Origin of the sequence: Pseudomonas sp. 51_B (genome assembly GCF_017491595.1) — a bacterium.
GTDB lineage: Bacteria > Pseudomonadota > Gammaproteobacteria > Pseudomonadales > Pseudomonadaceae > Aquipseudomonas > Aquipseudomonas promysalinigenes.
The window spans coordinates 64,445-80,072 of record NZ_JAFGYW010000013.1; the positions used below are offsets into that span (position 1 = coordinate 64,445).

Annotated in this window: 12 protein-coding genes; 2 read left to right on the forward strand and 10 right to left on the reverse strand. The window is 61.6% G+C overall.

Annotation, left to right across the window (positions count from 1 at the left end):
• Nucleotides 1-3: 3 nt before the first annotated feature.
• The gene (locus tag J5M56_RS15425) at nucleotides 4-684 is read right to left on the reverse strand and encodes a Fe2+-dependent dioxygenase (protein WP_207937255.1); all 681 of its coding nucleotides are present in this window, start codon (nucleotides 682-684) and stop codon (nucleotides 4-6) included.
• 218 nt (nucleotides 685-902) lie between these two features.
• Here J5M56_RS15425 and J5M56_RS15430 point away from each other — a divergent pair, with 218 nt between their 5' ends.
• Both J5M56_RS15430 and J5M56_RS15435 read left to right on the forward strand, forming a co-directional pair.
• Nucleotides 903-3,191 carry a TonB-dependent siderophore receptor gene (locus tag J5M56_RS15430; RefSeq protein WP_186477664.1) on the forward strand — a complete coding sequence of 763 codons (2,289 nt, stop codon included), beginning with the start codon at nucleotides 903-905 and terminating at the stop codon, nucleotides 3,189-3,191.
• Nucleotides 3,192-3,291: 100 nt separating this feature from the next.
• Entirely contained in the window at nucleotides 3,292-5,844 is a 2,553-nt protein-coding gene (locus tag J5M56_RS15435) for a sulfite reductase flavoprotein subunit alpha (protein WP_207937256.1), read from the forward strand.
• A gap of 65 nt (nucleotides 5,845-5,909) precedes the next feature.
• Here J5M56_RS15435 and J5M56_RS15440 read toward each other — a convergent pair whose 3' ends face one another.
• The 9 genes from J5M56_RS15440 to pilW all read right to left on the reverse strand — a co-directional run bounded on the left by J5M56_RS15440 (nucleotide 5,910) and on the right by pilW (nucleotide 15,616).
• Entirely contained in the window at nucleotides 5,910-6,701 is a 792-nt protein-coding gene (locus J5M56_RS15440) for an amidohydrolase (RefSeq protein ID WP_186477662.1), read from the reverse strand.
• Nucleotides 6,689-7,837: a pyridoxal phosphate-dependent aminotransferase gene (locus J5M56_RS15445; protein WP_207937257.1), complete on the reverse strand. Its 1,149-nt coding sequence runs from the start codon at nucleotides 7,835-7,837 to the stop codon at nucleotides 6,689-6,691. Before J5M56_RS15445 ends, J5M56_RS15440 begins: the two co-directional genes overlap by 13 nt.
• A 198-nt stretch (nucleotides 7,838-8,035) precedes the next feature.
• Nucleotides 8,036-9,499, reverse strand: coding sequence for a ribosome biogenesis GTPase Der (gene der / locus J5M56_RS15450; RefSeq protein ID WP_060479423.1), 1,464 nt, complete (start codon nucleotides 9,497-9,499; stop codon nucleotides 8,036-8,038).
• Between the two features lie 117 nt (nucleotides 9,500-9,616).
• The gene (bamB, locus tag J5M56_RS15455) at nucleotides 9,617-10,759 is read right to left on the reverse strand and encodes an outer membrane protein assembly factor BamB (protein WP_060479422.1); all 1,143 of its coding nucleotides are present in this window, start codon (nucleotides 10,757-10,759) and stop codon (nucleotides 9,617-9,619) included.
• Entirely contained in the window at nucleotides 10,760-11,398 is a 639-nt protein-coding gene (locus J5M56_RS15460) for a tetratricopeptide repeat protein (RefSeq protein WP_207937258.1), read from the reverse strand.
• A gap of 39 nt (nucleotides 11,399-11,437) precedes the next feature.
• Nucleotides 11,438-12,727 carry a histidine--tRNA ligase gene (hisS, locus tag J5M56_RS15465; RefSeq protein ID WP_060479420.1) on the reverse strand — a complete coding sequence of 430 codons (1,290 nt, stop codon included), beginning with the start codon at nucleotides 12,725-12,727 and terminating at the stop codon, nucleotides 11,438-11,440.
• Nucleotides 12,728-12,751: 24 nt separating this feature from the next.
• Nucleotides 12,752-13,861 (reverse strand): flavodoxin-dependent (E)-4-hydroxy-3-methylbut-2-enyl-diphosphate synthase, encoded by a 1,110-nt coding sequence (gene ispG, locus J5M56_RS15470; RefSeq protein ID WP_060479419.1) that lies wholly within the window; start codon nucleotides 13,859-13,861, stop codon nucleotides 12,752-12,754.
• Between the two features lie 4 nt (nucleotides 13,862-13,865).
• Nucleotides 13,866-14,858 carry a RodZ domain-containing protein gene (locus J5M56_RS15475; protein ID WP_207937259.1) on the reverse strand — a complete coding sequence of 331 codons (993 nt, stop codon included), beginning with the start codon at nucleotides 14,856-14,858 and terminating at the stop codon, nucleotides 13,866-13,868.
• On the reverse strand, nucleotides 14,855-15,616 hold the full coding sequence (gene pilW, locus J5M56_RS15480; protein ID WP_060479417.1) for a type IV pilus biogenesis/stability protein PilW: 762 nt from the start codon (nucleotides 15,614-15,616) through the stop codon (nucleotides 14,855-14,857). The genes J5M56_RS15475 and pilW overlap by 4 nt, the downstream gene beginning before the upstream one ends.
• Nucleotides 15,617-15,628 lie beyond the last annotated feature (12 nt).

Here is a 15,628-nt window from a genome sequence, read left to right on the forward strand (position 1 = left end):
GGTTTAGACCTCGGCCCAGCGGCGCAGCAAGTTATGGTAAGTGCCTGTCAGTTGCAGCAAGGATGGATGGTCTGGCACGTCGGCAGTGAGTTGCTGGATGGCATTGTCCATCTCGAACAGCAGCGCGCGCTGGCTGTCCTCGCGCACCAGGCTCTGGGTCCAGAAGAATGCCGCATAGCGCACGCCACGGGTCACCGGGTTGACCTTGTGCAAACTGGTGCCGGGGTACAACACAAGGTCACCGGCTGCAAGCTTGACCTGTTGCTCGCCATAGGTGTCCTGAATCACCAGCTCTCCACCGTCGTAGCTGGCTGGGTCGCTGAGGAACAGGGTCGAGGACAGATCGGTGCGCACTCGTTCGGCGCTGCCTTTGGGCTGGCGCAGCGCATTGTCGATGTGGAAACCGAAATTTCCGCCCTCGCGGTAGCAGTTGATCAGCGGCGGGAACACCTTGTGTGGCAGCGCCGCCGACATGAACAGGGGGCTTTGCCACAAGCGATCGATCAGCGCACTGCCGATTTCCTTGGCCAGGGCATGGCCTTCTGGCAATTGCAGGTTGTGCTTGGCCTTGGCCGACTGAAAACCGGCCGTGGCCTTGCCATCTGCCCAGTCGGCCTGCTCCAGCGCTACGCGAATGCGAGCCAGCTCTTGAGCATCGAACACCCCTGGAATATGAAGCAACATGCGACGGCACCGTTAAGAACTGTAAGATTTCGATGATATTGATTCCCTTTTACACTGCACAAGCCCTGACTGGGCTTACACGTTTCAGTGTCGCTAAAACGTAAAGAGAATATGTAAAGATTGTAAATTTCTAGCGAATGGTAACGAGTCTCAATTGTGCCTTACAAATCCTTACATTAACATCCGCGGCCTTCACACCTTGGGGAAGGTCCAGCGCAATGCCAAACGTACCATCTGCAGTAAGCTCACCACGCTCGATCGTAACCGCCATCGGCTTAGCCCTCGGCGCGTCCGGCGCCTATGCTGCCGACCCGGTCGCCAGCACTGCCTTGACCCTCGACGCCACCAGCGTCAAGGGTAAAGCTGAGCAAGCCAGCACCGATTACCAAGTAGAGCGTGCCTCCTCGCAGAAGTACACCGCACCGCTGGTGGACACCCCGCGCTCGGTCACCGTCATCCCGCAACAAGTCATCAAGGACACCAATGCCCTGACCCTGCAGGACGCGCTGCGTACCGTACCGGGAATAACGTTTGGTGCTGGCGAAGGCGGCAACCCGCAAGGCGACCGCCCGTTCATCCGCGGTTTCGACGCCCAAGGCGACACCTACCTGGATGGCGTGCGTGATACCGGGGCCCAGAGCCGGGAAATCTTCGCCATCGAATCGGTCGAAGTGGCCAAGGGCCCGAACTCGGCGATTGGTGGTCGTGGTGCCGCAGGCGGTACCATCAACCTGGTCAGCAAACGTGCCCACCTGGGCAATTCGCTCGACGGCGCCTGGACCTGGGGCAGTGACCAGACCCAGCGTTACACCCTCGATGGCAACTACCAGTTCAGTGACACCGCCGCCGGGCGCCTGAACCTGATGACCCACGACAGCAACGTCGCCGGCCGCGACAAGGTCAACTACGACCGCTGGGGTATCGCCCCCTCGCTGGCCTTTGGGTTGGGCACGCCCACCCGCGTCAACCTTGACTACTACCACCTGGAAAGCGACGACCTGCCTGACTCGGGCATTCCCTACAGCATCCCGGCAGGTGGCAGCAACGCACGCACCTCTGCTCACCCGAGCAAGCCCTACGACGGTGGCGACAGCGACAACTTCTACGGCCTGACCGACCGCGATTTTCGCAAGACCCGCGTCGATATCGCCACCTTCGCCATCGAGCACGACCTTAGCGACACCCTGACGGTGAAAAACACCCTGCGCCATGGCAACAGCATGCAGGACTACATCCTCACCCAGCCCGATGACAGCAAGGGCAACGTCAACAACGGCAGCGTCTGGCGCCGCGCCAACACACGGGTTGGCAATACCGCCACCACAACCAACCAGACCGACCTGTTCGGCGAGTTCTACCTGGCCGGGCTGAAGAACAGCTTCTCCACCGGAGTGGAACTGAGCCGCGAAGAAAGCCAGCGCTCGTCCTACACCGTCAACACCGATACCGTGCCAGGCGGCGCCGCCAACACCAACTGCACCCCAGGCATGATCGGCGCCAGCAGTGGCTATAACTGCACCTCGCTGAGCAATCCGAACCCGGACGACCCGTGGAGCGGCAGCATCGCCCGCAACTACGCTGGCACCACCACCAACAGCAAGACCCGTGCACTTTACGTATTCGACACGCTGGAACTGACGCCGCAGTGGCTGCTGAACATGGGCCTGCGCTACGACCACTTCGATACCGACTACAAAACCTACAACGCAGCAGGCACTACGACCGCCAAGGGCCAGGACACCAGTGAGTTCGTCACCGGCCAGTTAGGGCTGGTGTGGAAGCCTGCCGAAAACGGCAGCATCTATGTGTCCTATGCCACCTCTGCAACGCCACCTGGCGCGATGCTCGGCGAAGGCACCGAAGGCAACCCACTGCCAGGCACTCCTGATCGCAGCGGTAACTTGCTCAGCAGCGACCTGGAGCCCGAAGAAACCACAAACTACGAGATCGGCACCAAGTGGGACCTGCTCAACGAGCGCCTGTCCCTGGCCGCCGCGCTATTCCGTACCGAGAAGGAAAACGCCCGCGTACAGGTAGGCACTACCAGCTACGAAAACGTTGGTGAAACCCGCGTGCAGGGCATCGAGTTGTCGGCCAGCGGCAAAATAACCGACAAGTGGCAGGTATTTGCTGGCTACACCTACATGCAAGCGCGCCAGATCGATGGTGGGCCCATTGGCGGGGTCAACGATGGCAACCAACTGCCAAACACCCCCAACAACAGCGCCAGCCTGTGGACCACTTACTCGATCACGCCAAAGCTGACCGTTGGCGGCGGCGCATTCTATATGGATGAGGTCTACGGCAACGTGGCCAATACCACGGTAGTAGACAGTTACGTGCGCTACGACGCCATGGCCGCCTACAAGCTGACCAAGAACGTCGACCTGCAACTGAACGTGCAGAACCTGACCAACGAGGTGTATTACGACAAGGCCTTCTCTACTCACTTCGCCAATCAGGCAGCGGGCAGGACCGCATTGCTGACCACCAGCGTCCACTTCTGAAGATCCGAAGCCCAGCCCCGTTCACTCCAGTGAGCGGGGTTTTTGCGTATCAAGGCATAATCCCGCCGCATAGAGGGCGGTAGCGACACAAGGTGAAGACGTGGTGAAGAAGACGCTGTTTCAACTGCACTGGTTTTTTGGCATCACCGCAGGCCTGGTGCTGGCAGTGATGGGTATCACCGGTGCGCTGTACTCGTTCCAGGAAGAGCTGCTGCGCGCCTTCAACGCCGATGTCCTCAAGGTTGAAGTACGGGCTGAGGGCGTACTGCCGCCAGCCGAGCTGGTTAGCCGCGTGGAAACCGCCCAGGGCGAGAAAGTTTCGATGCTGTGGGTGGATGTACGCGAAGGCAACGCTGCGCGGGTGTTCTTCACCCCGCCACCCGGCGAGCGCCGGGGCACACTGCGCTATGCCGACCCCTACACTGGCGAGCTCAAGGGCGATGCCACCGGCCAGGGTTTCTTCAACCTGATGCTGAGCCTGCACCGCTTCCTCGCCATGGGCGACACTGGCCGGCAGATCACCGGCGCCTGCACCCTGATGCTGGTGTTTTTCTGCCTGTCCGGCTTCTATCTGCGCTGGCCGCGCAAGGCGCTCAACTGGCGGACCTGGCTGACCCTCGACTGGGCCAAAAAGGGCCGTGCCTTCAACTGGGATCTGCACGCGGTGGCCGGTACTTGGTGCCTGCTGTTCTACCTACTGTTCGCGCTCACCGGGTTGTTCTGGTCTTATGAATGGTATCGCTCGGGGCTGAACAAGCTGCTGGCGGAGCCAGCGGCCGGTCAGCAGCACAAACGCGGTGAGGGCCGTGGTCGTCATGGGCCGCCCAATATCGACAAGCATGCGCCGCCGCTGGTGGTCGACTACGACGCTATCTGGGCCACCCTCAAAGGTGCAGCCGGCCCGAGCCTTGCCGCCTATAACCTGCGCCTGCCGCCAGCGGGCAACCAGCCGGCGAATCTGTTCTATTTACTAGAGGGTGCAGCCCACCCACGGGCATTCAACACATTGGTAATCGACCCGGCAACTGGCCAGATCAAGCGCCAAGAGCGCTACATCGAAAAGCCCTTCAAGGCTCAGTTGCTGCAAAGCGTCTACGCGCTGCATGTCGGCGAATACTTCGGCCTACCCGGGCGCATCATCGTCACCATCGCCAGCCTGAGCATGCCGCTGTTCTTCATCACCGGCTGGCTGCTATACCTCGACCGACGGCGCAAGAAGCGCCAAGTGCTTGCCGCCCGCAGCCATGTCGACGCTCGGCAGGGCGACGGTGACAGCTGGCTTGTTGGTTTCGCCAGCCAAAGCGGCCTGGCCGAACAACTGGCTTGGCAAAGCGCAAGCCAGCTGCAGGCAGCGGGCTTGCCGGTACGCGTACGCGCCCTGGCCGAGCTGAATGAGGCCGACTTGAAGCAGGCCCGTCGCGCCCTGTTCGTGGTCAGTACCTTCGGCGATGGCGAAGCCCCCGACAGTGCCCGTGGCTTCGAACGCAAGGTGCTCGGCCAGCCCTTGACGTTGAACCACCTCAACTACGCCCTACTCGCCTTGGGGGATCGGCAGTATCCACATTTCTGTGGTTTCGCCCGACGCCTGCAGGCTTGGTTGAGTGATCGGGGCGCCAGCAGCGCTTTCGGCCCAGTGGAAGTGGACAATGTCGACCAGGCCGCTGTGCAGCTCTGGCAGCAGCAGCTGGCGCAACTGACCGGTGTTCAACCTGTCAGCGCCTGGCAGCCGCCGAGTTTCGGCAACTGGACCCTGGTCAGGCGCGAGCAGCTCAACCCCGGCAGCCAAGGCCAACCGGTCTACCTGCTAGGCCTGCGGCCAGAGCAACCGGCCAGTTGGGAAGCCGGTGACCTGGTGGAAATCCTGCCGCTCAATGGGCGCGCCCGGATCGATGCGTTTGTGCATGGCATGGCGCAGGACGCCAATGTCAGCGTGCAGGTCGAAGGCTTGCACACAACCCTGAGCCAGGCCCTGGCTGGCCGCCAGCTGCCGAGCCGTCGCGACCATCTGCTTGGCCTGCACCCGCAGGCCCTGGTTGATGCCCTGGTACCGATCGGCAGCCGCGAATACTCCATCGCCTCCATCGCCAGTGATGGGGTGCTGGAGCTGATCGTGCGCCAGGAGCGTAATGCGCACGGCCATCTCGGCCTGGGCTCGGGCTGGCTGACCGAATACCTGCCGCTTGATGGCACCCTAAGCCTGCGCTTGCGCCGCAATAGCAGCTTCCACCTGCCCCAGGCTCCTGCACCGATGATCCTGATCGGCAACGGCACGGGGCTGGCAGGCCTGCGCAGCTTGATGCGAGCGCGGGTCAATGCTGGCGAGCAGCGCAACTGGTTACTGTTCGGTGAGCGCAACCGCGCCCATGACCTGCTGTGTGGCGCAGAACTGCAGGGCTGGCTCGCCAGCGGCGACCTGGCACGGCTGGACCTTGCCTTTTCACGTGATCAGGCCGAAAAGGTGTATGTGCAGGATGTGTTGCTGCAGCAGGCCGAGACCTTGAAGCAATGGGTGCTAGACGGGGCTTGTGTGTATGTCTGCGGCAGCCTGCAGGGCATGGCGGCAGGGGTGGACGCAGCGCTCAAGGGCATCCTTGGAGAAGCGACTGTGCAGCAGCTGATAGAAGATGGGCGTTATCGACGGGACGTGTACTAACCGAAAAATGATGTAACCAAGGCCGGCCTCTTCACTATTAAACCCGCGAAGAGGCCGGTTCTGCTTCAGTGGATCTCGTAGGTATCGGCGTCCAGGTTGGCCGGAAATTTGGTGCGGTAGGCCGCCAGCTCCGCCGCGCTCAACACCGCCGTGAACACCCCGTCCGCTTCCCCCGCACTGAGCAGGCTCTCGCCCTGGAAGTCCAGCACCTGGCTGTCGCCGGAATAGGCAAAGCCTTTGCCATCGGTGCCCACGCGGTTCACCGCTGCTACATAGCACAGGTTCTCGATGCCCCGCGCCGGCAGCAGCCGGTTCCAGTGCAGGCGCCGTGCCGCAGGCCAATTGGCGGTGTACAGCAGCAGGTCGGTGTCCTGAGCATCACGGCTCCATACCGGGAAACGCAGGTCATAGCAGATCAGCGGACGCACCCGCCACCCCTTGAGCTCGAACTGCACCTGACGCTCACCTGGGGTGTAGTGCTTGTGCTCGCCGGCCATGCGGAACAGGTGACGTTTATCGTAATGCAGCACCTCGCCATCCGGGCGCGCCCACAACAAACGGTTACGGTGGCTACCGTCGGCAGCCTGGATGATCACGCTGCCGGTGACCACCGCATCGATGCGCTTGGCCTGGGCCTTCAGCCACTTGTAGGTTGGGCCGTTTTCAGGCTCACACAAGGTGTGCGACTGCATGGAAAACCCTGTGGTGAACATTTCCGGCAGTACCACCAGGTCGGCGCCGCGCGCCTGATCCAGCAGCACCTCGAAATGCGCATAGTTGGCTTCACGGTCGTGCCAGGCCAGGGCGGTCTGCACCAGGGCGATTTTCAGGTTAGGCAGTGCACTCAGATCGCGCATAGTTTTTCCGCTGCCTGGCGCAGCGTCTCCTCACGTTTGGCAAAGCACAGGCGCACCAGGCGTTGCTCGGGGACAGGTTGCTGGTAGAACACCGAGACCGGAATGGTCGCCACACCGTGCTCGCGGGTGAGCCACATGGCCATGTCGACATCGTTCAGGTCCGGGCGAATTTGCGAATAGTCCACCAACTGGAAGTAAGTACCCGCGGTAGGGGTAAACCGCAAACGCGATCCTTCGAGCAGGCCGCAGAACAAATCGCGCTTGGCTTGGTAAAACCCCGGCAGCTCATCGATGTGCTCCGGGTGCTCGGCCATGAAGTCGGCCAAGGCACACTGCAGTGGTGTAACACCGCAGAAATTGACGTACTGGTGCACCTTGCGCAATTCGGCGGTCAAGGCCGGTGGCGCGATCACATAGCCGGTTTTCCAGCCGGTGACGTGGTAGGTCTTGCCGAACGAGCTGATGACGAAGGCGCGTTGGTACAACTGTTCATGGGCCAGCACACTGGCATGGCGCACGCCATCGTAGACCAGGTGTTCGTAAACTTCGTCGCTGACCAGGTAGATATCGCGGCCTGCGATCAGTTGCGCCAGTTGCTCGAGGTCCTCACGGCTGATCAATGCTCCACTGGGGTTGTGCGGCGAATTGAGGACGACCATGCGCGTACGGGGGCTTAAAGCATCGCTGAACGCCTGCCAATCGATGCGGAAGTCGCCGTCACTGAGCTGCACATGCACACAGCGCCCGCCTGCCAGTTCAACCGACGGCTCGTAACTGTCGTAACAGGGGTCGAAGACGATCACCTCGTCACCTGGGTGAACCACTGCCTGGATGGCGCAGAAGATCGCTTCCGTGGCGCCAGGGGTGATGGTCACTTCATGGTCAGCATCCACCATGGCGCCATACAACCTGGCGACTTTGGCGGCCACCTGCTGACGCAGGGCCGGCAGGCCAGTCATCGGGCAATACTGATTGTGACCGGCGGACACATGCCGACCGACCGCATCGAGCAGCGCTTGCGGGCCGTTGAAGTCGGGAAAACCCTGGGACAGGTTGAGCGCGCCGGTTTGCGCGGCCAGCTGAGACATGGTGGTGAAGATGGTCGTGCCGACATTCGGCAGTTTGCTGCGGATCATGGAGCCCTCTTTCCTGGGGTGTATCCGGCACGGGTGGAGTCCGAGCATAGCGGATCGCGTGGTCAGGAAAAAGGTTGAAACAATAACAGGATTGCTCTGGATCAAAGGGCAATTTCGCGGGTAAACCCGCTCCTACAGGTGATGCGTAAATCTGCATCGGCACCCTGTCGTAGGAGCGGATTTAGCCGCGAAGCAGAATCAGCGCTTGTCGCGGCGCTTTTTCTCGGCCTTCTTGTGGTGGGACATCAAGCGGCGCTTTTTGTTGACCTGGCGATCGGTGAGGGTATTTTTCTTGCCCTCATAGGGGTTTTCACCACCTTTGTACTCGATGCGGATCGGGGTACCGACCAACTTGAGCACACGGCGGTAGGTATTTTCCAAGTAGCGCGAGTAAGACTTGGGAATCTTCTCGGTCTGGTTGCCGTGGATCACGATCAGCGGTGGGTTAGCGCCGCCGAGGTGGGCATAACGCAGCTTGATACGGCGACCGTTGACCAACGGCGGCTGGTGCTCGCTTACCGCGTCTTCGAGGATCTGTGTCAGGCGGCTGGTCGGCCAGCGGGTGACCGCAGACTTGAACGCGGCCTGTACCGACTTGTACAGGTTGCCCACGCCGGTGCCATGCAGGGCTGAGATGAAGTGGATGTCGGCGAAGTCGACGAAGAACAGCCGACGCTCCAATTCGGTCTTGACGTAGTCGCGCTCGCCCGGCTCCATGCCGTCCCACTTGTTCAGCGCGATGACGATGGCGCGGCCGGCTTCGAGGGCGAAGCCCAGCAGGTTCAGGTCATGGTCGACCACACCTTCGCGGGCGTCCATGACGAAGATCACGACGTTGGCGTCCTTGATCGCCTGCAGGGTTTTGACCACCGAGAACTTTTCGACTTCCTCGTGGATCTTGCCGCGCTTACGCACACCCGCGGTGTCGATGAAGGTGTACTTTTCGCCATCACGCTCGAACGGGATATAGATACTGTCACGGGTGGTACCTGGCTGGTCGTAGACCACCACCCGCTCTTCCCCAAGCATGCGGTTGACGAGGGTCGACTTGCCCACGTTCGGGCGGCCGATGATGGCGATCTTGATGCCATCTTTCTCGCTCGGGCCAGGGATGCGGACAGCTTCCTCGCCCTCGGCGACCTCAGCGTCCAGGGCTTCCTCGACCTGGTCACGCGGGATGTGGCCGAGCACAGCTTCCATCAACGCGTTGATACCCCGGCCCTGGGAGCCAGCCACCGGGATGGCGTTGCCCATGCCCAGCGGCGAGAACTCGGCGCGCGCCACATCGGCATCGATGTTGTCGATTTTGTTGGCGACCAGAATTGCCTCTTTGTTGCGCTTGCGCAGGTGCTCGGCAATCATCTGATCCGCGGCGGTCATGCCGGCGCGGGCGTCAACCAGAAACAATACATAGTCAGCTTCTTCGATGGCCATCAGCGACTGCTCGGCCATCTTCTCGTCCATGCCCACTTCGTCACCGGTAATACCGCCGGTGTCGATCAGGATGAAGGAACGACCCTGCCAGGAGGCATCACCGTACTGGCGGTCACGGGTCAGGCCCGACAAGTCACCGACGATGGCATCGCGGGTCTTGGTCAGGCGGTTGAACATGGTGGATTTGCCGACGTTCGGGCGGCCCACCAGGGCGATTACGGGAACCATGCGGCTCTCCACTCTTGAATTCTTGAAAATGCAAAGGCCGCTGCAAGGCAGCGGCCGGAGTTCGGGCGGCGTATCCTACGCCGCGGCCTGAAGCCCACCAGGGCTCCAAGCATAGCTTCAGCGAACGGTCAGTGCCTCGAGCTTACCGCTATTGCCAAAGACGTAGATGGTGTCGCCGACCACAAGTGGACGAGCGCGCACACCATCGCTGTCGATCCGCTCACGGCCGACGAAACGGCCATCGACCTGGCTCAGCAGGTGCAGGTAACCTTCGAAGTCACCCACCGCCACGTAGCTTGAGAACACCTCTGGCGCGCTCAGCTGGCGACGGGCCATCGAATCGTTGCTCCACAGCGCGCTGGAAGAACGTTCGTCAACACTCTCGACAGTACCGCTGGCTTCGCTGACATAGACGTTACCGTAACCCTGGGCAACGCCCACGTAGCTGGAAGCATCGCGCTGCCACAGCACACGGCCGCTTTCCAGGTCCAGGCCCGCGACGCGGCCCTGGTAGGTGCTGACGTACAGGGTACCACCGGACAGCAGCAGGCCGCCGTCGATATCCACCACACGGTCCAGTTCGGAACGGCCCTGTGGTACGGCCACGCGGCTTTCCCACACCGGCACGCCGTTGTTGATGTCAACCGCAACCACTTTACCGGTGGACAGGCCAGCCACCGCCAGGCGGTTGGTAGCGATCGGTGCACCGGTGCCACGCAGGGTCAGCACGGCCGGGGTGCTCTCGTAGATCCAGCGGCGGTCGCCAGTGGCGGCATCCAGGCCAATCAAGCGATCGTCCTGGGTTTGCACCACTACCACGTCACCGTTGTTGGCCGGCGGCGCGAGCACTTCACTGGTGACGCGCGCCTTCCAGCGCTCCTCACCCGTGCTGGAATCCAGCGCGATCACCTCACCCTTGAGAGTGCCGAGCATGACCAGGCCATAACCGACACCAACAGCGCCGGAAACTGGCTTTTCCAGGTCCTTTTTCCATACCACGTCGCCAGTGAGGCGGTCGAGGGCGAACACTTCGCCGTTGACATCGGAGGCATAGATGCGGTCGTTCTCGATCGCGGGAACCAGCGTGTTGTAAGTTTCACCCTGACCGTCACCGATCGAACGGCTCCACAGTTTTTTCAACGCCACTTCTTCGGTGAACTTGGTCAGTTCGGCCGGAGGCAGTTCCTTTTTGCTGTTGCTGCTGCAACCTGCGGCCAGCACGGCCAGGGTCAGCACTGCTGCTTGTTTCCAACCGATCACTTACGCATCCCCTTTGGCCAAGTCATCCAGCTTCAGTTGCAGGCCACCGACCGCTGCTTCATCAGACAACGCGGCCTTGGCTTTTTCGTAGGCACTGTGGGCATCGTCGCCGCGCCCCAGTTGCACCAGCAGGTCTCCCTTCAACTCTTCACGGCTGGCCAGAAACGCTTTTTCAGTGTCACCATCGAGCAGCTTGAGGGCCTCTTCGGCCTTGTTCTGCGCGGCGAGCACACGGGCCAAGCGCTGGCGCGAAATCTCACCCAGGGTGACGTCGGCAGGCTTGTCCAGCACGCTTTTCAGCTCGGCAGCAGCGTCGTCGAGCTTGCCGGTCTCGACCGCAACCTTGGCCACGAACAGGCTGCCGTACTGAGCGTACGCGGTACCGCCGAACTCGCTCTTGAGCTTGCCGGCCAGTTCCGCAACCTTGGTCGCATCAGGCTGGCCGGTCGGCGTCAGGCTGGTTTCTAGCAGGGCCTGATACAGCTGCGAAGCACCTTGCGCCTGGTTGCTCTGGTACTTGTGCCAGGTATTCCAGCCCAACACCACCACGCCAGCCAGCAGGGCACCGGTCAGCAGCGGCTTGCCGTTGCGGTTCCACCAGTCCTTGACTCCGGCCAGTTCATCATCGGTACTCGACACCCCAATACTCCTTTTCGCCTATTCGCTTGTTGAACCGCGTTACGCCTGGGCGATCGCGGTTTCCAGGTGCTCAGCCAGAGCATCCCAGGCAATGTTCTGTTGTTCGCCCTGGCCACGCAGGGGCTTGATGCCAACTTCCTGCTTGGCCAGCTCATCGTCGCCGAGAATCAGGGCGAACAGGGCGCCGCTCTTGTCGGCTTTCTTGAATTGACTCTTGAAGCTGCCGCCACCGGCGTTGACCGCCAGGCGCAGGCCCGGCAAGCGATCACGCAGGCCCTCGGAAACACGCAGAGCGGCCAACTCCGCCTGGTCGCCAAAGGCGCACAGGTAGACGTCGATGGTGCGACTGATCGATTCAGGCACCTTGCCGAGGGTTTCCAGCAGCAGGATCAGGCGTTCGATACCCATGGCGAAACCTACACCAGTGGTAGGCTTGCCGCCCATCTGCTCGACCAGGCCATCGTAACGGCCACCCGCGCATACAGTGCCTTGAGCTCCGAGCTTGTCGGTGACCCACTCGAACACGGTCTTGCTGTAATAGTCCAGGCCACGTACCAGCTTGGTATTGATCACGAACGGAATGCCGGCGGCATCCAGGCGAGCCTTGAGGCCCTCGAAGTGCGTGCGGGAGTCTTCGTCCAGGTAATCTTCCAGCTTCGGGGCGCCGACCAGCACCGCCTGGGTGCCTTGGTCCTTGCTGTCGAGAATTCGCAGCGGGTTGCTCTTGAGGCGGCGCTGACTGTCTTCGTCGAGCTGCTCAAGGCGCGCGCTGAGGAATTCGACCAGGGCGTCACGGTAGCGGGCACGGGCTTCGCTGGTGCCCAGGCTGTTGAGCTCGAGCTTGACAGCATCCTGGATGCCCAGCAGGCCCCAAAGGCGCCAGGTCAGCATGATCAGTTCGGCGTCGATGTCCGGGCCGTCGAGGTTGAATACCTCCACGCCAATCTGGTGGAACTGGCGGTAACGACCTTTTTGCGGGCGCTCATGGCGGAACATCTGGCCGATGTACCAGAGCTTCTGCACCTGGCCATTGCCGGTTATGCCGTGCTCCAGTACAGCGCGCACGCAAGCGGCGGTGCCTTCTGGGCGCAGGGTGAGCGAATCGCCGTTACGGTCTTCGAATGTATACATCTCTTTTTCGACGATGTCGGTGACTTCACCGATCGAGCGTTTGAACAGCTCGGTGAACTCGACGATCGGCGTGCGGATCTGGCTGTACCCATAGGTATCCAGCAGCCCGGCAACGGTACCTTCGAAGTAGCGCCAGAGCGGCGACTGCTCTGGCAGGATGTCGTTCATGCCACGAATGGCTTGCAGCGATTTGCTCACGAAAAGTCCTTACGAATCTATGTGTCAGCTACGGGCGATCAGTGCCGCGTCAGCCTCGACCTTTTCGGCCGCTTTCTGGCGGATGAGCTTCTCCAGCTCATCGACCAGGTTGTCATTGGTCAGCTTCTGTGCTGGCTTGCCGTCGATATACACAAGGTTAGGCGTGCCACCGGTCAACCCCACGTGGGACTCCTTGGCTTCACCCGGCCCGTTGACCACGCAACCGATCACCGCCACATCCAGCGGGACCAGCAAGTCCTCGAGGCGCCCTTCCAGCTCGTTCATGGTCTTGACCACATCGAAGTTCTGCCGCGAACAGCTCGGACAGGCGATGAAGTTGATGCCACGCGAACGCAGGTGCAAAGACTTGAGGATGTCGTAGCCAACCTTCACTTCTTCGACAGGGTCAGCGGCCAGCGAGATGCGGATGGTATCGCCAATGCCTTCGGCCAGCAGCATACCGAGGCCGACAGCGGATTTCACCGTCCCCGAACGCAGGCCACCGGCTTCGGTGATACCCAGGTGCAGCGGTTGAATGATCTGCTTGGCGAGCAGGCGATAGGCCTCCACGGCCATGAACACATCGGAAGCCTTGACGCTGACCTTGAAGTCCTGGAAATCCAGGCGGTCCAGATGTTCGACATGACGCAGGGCCGACTCCACCAGTGCAGCTGGGGTCGGCTCGCCGTACTTCTTCTGCAGGTCCTTTTCCAGGGAGCCTGCATTGACGCCGATGCGGATTGGAATACCACGGTCGCGCGCAGCATCGACCACCGCGCGCACGCGGTCTTCGCGGCCAATGTTGCCGGGGTTGATGCGCAGGCAATCGACACCAAGCTCAGCCACGCGCAGGGCGATCTTGTAGTCGAAATGAATGTCGGCAACCAGCGGCACGGTGACCAGCTGCTTGATCTTGCCGAACGCTTCGGCGGCGTCCATGTCCGGTACCGACACTCGCACGATATCGACGCCGGCATCGACCAGGCGCTGGATCTGCGCCACGGTGGCCAGCACATCGTTGGTGTCGGTGTTGGTCATGCTCTGCACCGCGATGGGGGCATCGCCACCCACCGGCACATTGCCGACCCAGATTTTGCGGGATTCGCGACGTTTGATCGGAGATTCGCCGTGCATGACTTTACTGTCCCAACTTCAGGCGAGCGGTTTCGCCACTGGTGAACGGGGCAACATCGACCGGCTGGCCGTTGTAGCTGACCTGGGCGCCCCGGGCAAAGCCCAGACGTACCGCAAATGGCGGTTTGCCGGTCAGCTCGAGGTTGTCCCCTTTGCGCTTGATGGCGCTGAACAGCACCTTGCCATTGCCATCGGACACTTGAGTCCAGCAATCGGCGGTGAACTGTATTGCGACCTTGGCGCTACCGGCCGGTACAGCCGCTGGGGCAGCAGGCTCGGCAGTTGCCGGGGCGCTGGCCGCTGGGACGGCTGGGGCTGCGGGGGCGACGGCGGTGGCCGGTGCCTGCTGCACGGCAACTGAAGCCGAAGCCGGGGCAGACTCAGCCGGGGCAACTTCGCTGGTCGGCTGGGTAACCGCGTCGGTTGGCGCCTGCTGCAGGGCCAGTGGCGCGCTCTCGGGCTGCTGCCCCGCCGTCACGGCCTGGTCTTCAGGCTCATCCAGCGGGTGGATCTGCGTGGTACCGTCGGCGCTTTCGACTTCGACATGTTCCAGGGCAATTTTCGCCAGGTCCTTGCCTTTGAGGCTGCCCTTGTCCTGCCACCAGATGAAACTGCCACCCACCACCGCGACCAACAGCAGCAAGGTCACGCCGCGCATGATGTTATGCGACAAACGCATCGGCTCTTCGATACGACCGAGCGAGTGCACGTCACTGCCTTTGGCGTGGGTGCCGGTGTACTGGTCGAAGGCTTCGACCAGGGGTGCCTGGTCCATCTCCATCAGTTTGGCGTAGGCGCGGATGTAACCTCGGGCAAAGGTGTGCCCTGGCAGCTTGTCGAAGGCGCCGGTTTCCAGGTGATTCAACGAATTGACGGTGAGGTTCAGCTTGCGGGCCACCTCGGCTTGCGACCACTCCCGTTTCTCGCGGGCCTGGCGCAACAATTCACCGGGGTTCTGGCCAGTCGCTGCTGCTACTTCGGGATGCGCGGCTTTCATCGTTGCTCCGACAGGTATTGCTGATATTCCGGCGTACCGGGATAAAGTCGTTGTAATTGCTGGCCAAGATCGGCCAGGGTACCTTGCTCGTCGAACACACGGGCAAGGCGGCTGCCCAGCAGCAGGCTACGGGCGGTGTGATCGCTCAACTGGCTGAAACGATCGTAGTATTCACGGGCCGGCACATAATGCCTGTTTTCGTAGGACAACTCAGCCATTTCCAATAACGCTCTGGGCTGGCGTCGGTCGAGTTGCAGGGCCTTGGTCAGATACGCATGTGCCTGGTCGCGATCGTCGAGCTTCAGGGCCGTGAGGCCAAGGTTCTCGTACACGCGCGAGCGTTCAGGATACAGGGTATCGGCACTGGCCAGGCGAAACATCTGCTCGGCTTGGGCAAAACGTTGCTGAGCATATAGGAAACTGCCGTAATTGTTGCGAATACGCGTATCGCCAGGGCGCGACAGTAGCGCTTTTTTGAAATGCGCCTCGGCCAGGGCAGGCTCCGCCTCGGCCTGGAACACCAGGGCCAGCGCCGCATGGGCATCGGCGTCACCTGCATTGAGGGCCAGGGCTTTGCCAAGAGGCGCCTTGGCCTGCTGGGTCAAACCTTGTTGCAGATACCCCAGGCCAAGCTGCGTGTACGCACGGCCTGCCTCCAGCCGCCCTTGCCGATTGGCAAGGGGGTCGCTTGCACCGCCGGACACGCAGCCGGCCAGCAGCGATAGCGCAAGGATCGACAGCGCGGCGCGCAAGCTCATGACAAAGCCAGG

Bases quoted from the DNA above. Each gene is read 5' to 3' on its own strand.
- J5M56_RS15425 (WP_207937255.1), bottom strand. From the start codon at position 684: ATGTTGCTTCATATTCCAGGGGTGTTCGATGCTCAAGAGCTGGCTCGC.
- J5M56_RS15430 (WP_186477664.1), top strand. From the start codon at position 903: ATGCCAAACGTACCATCTGCAGTAAGCTCACCACGCTCGATCGTAACC.
- J5M56_RS15440 (WP_186477662.1), bottom strand. From the start codon at position 6,701: ATGCGCGATCTGAGTGCACTGCCTAACCTGAAAATCGCCCTGGTGCAG.
- J5M56_RS15445 (WP_207937257.1), bottom strand. From the start codon at position 7,837: ATGATCCGCAGCAAACTGCCGAATGTCGGCACGACCATCTTCACCACC.
- der (WP_060479423.1), bottom strand. From the start codon at position 9,499: ATGGTTCCCGTAATCGCCCTGGTGGGCCGCCCGAACGTCGGCAAATCC.
- ispG (WP_060479419.1), bottom strand. From the start codon at position 13,861: ATGCACGGCGAATCTCCGATCAAACGTCGCGAATCCCGCAAAATCTGG.
- J5M56_RS15475 (WP_207937259.1), bottom strand. From the start codon at position 14,858: ATGAAAGCCGCGCATCCCGAAGTAGCAGCAGCGACTGGCCAGAACCCC.
- pilW (WP_060479417.1), bottom strand. From the start codon at position 15,616: ATGAGCTTGCGCGCCGCGCTGTCGATCCTTGCGCTATCGCTGCTGGCC.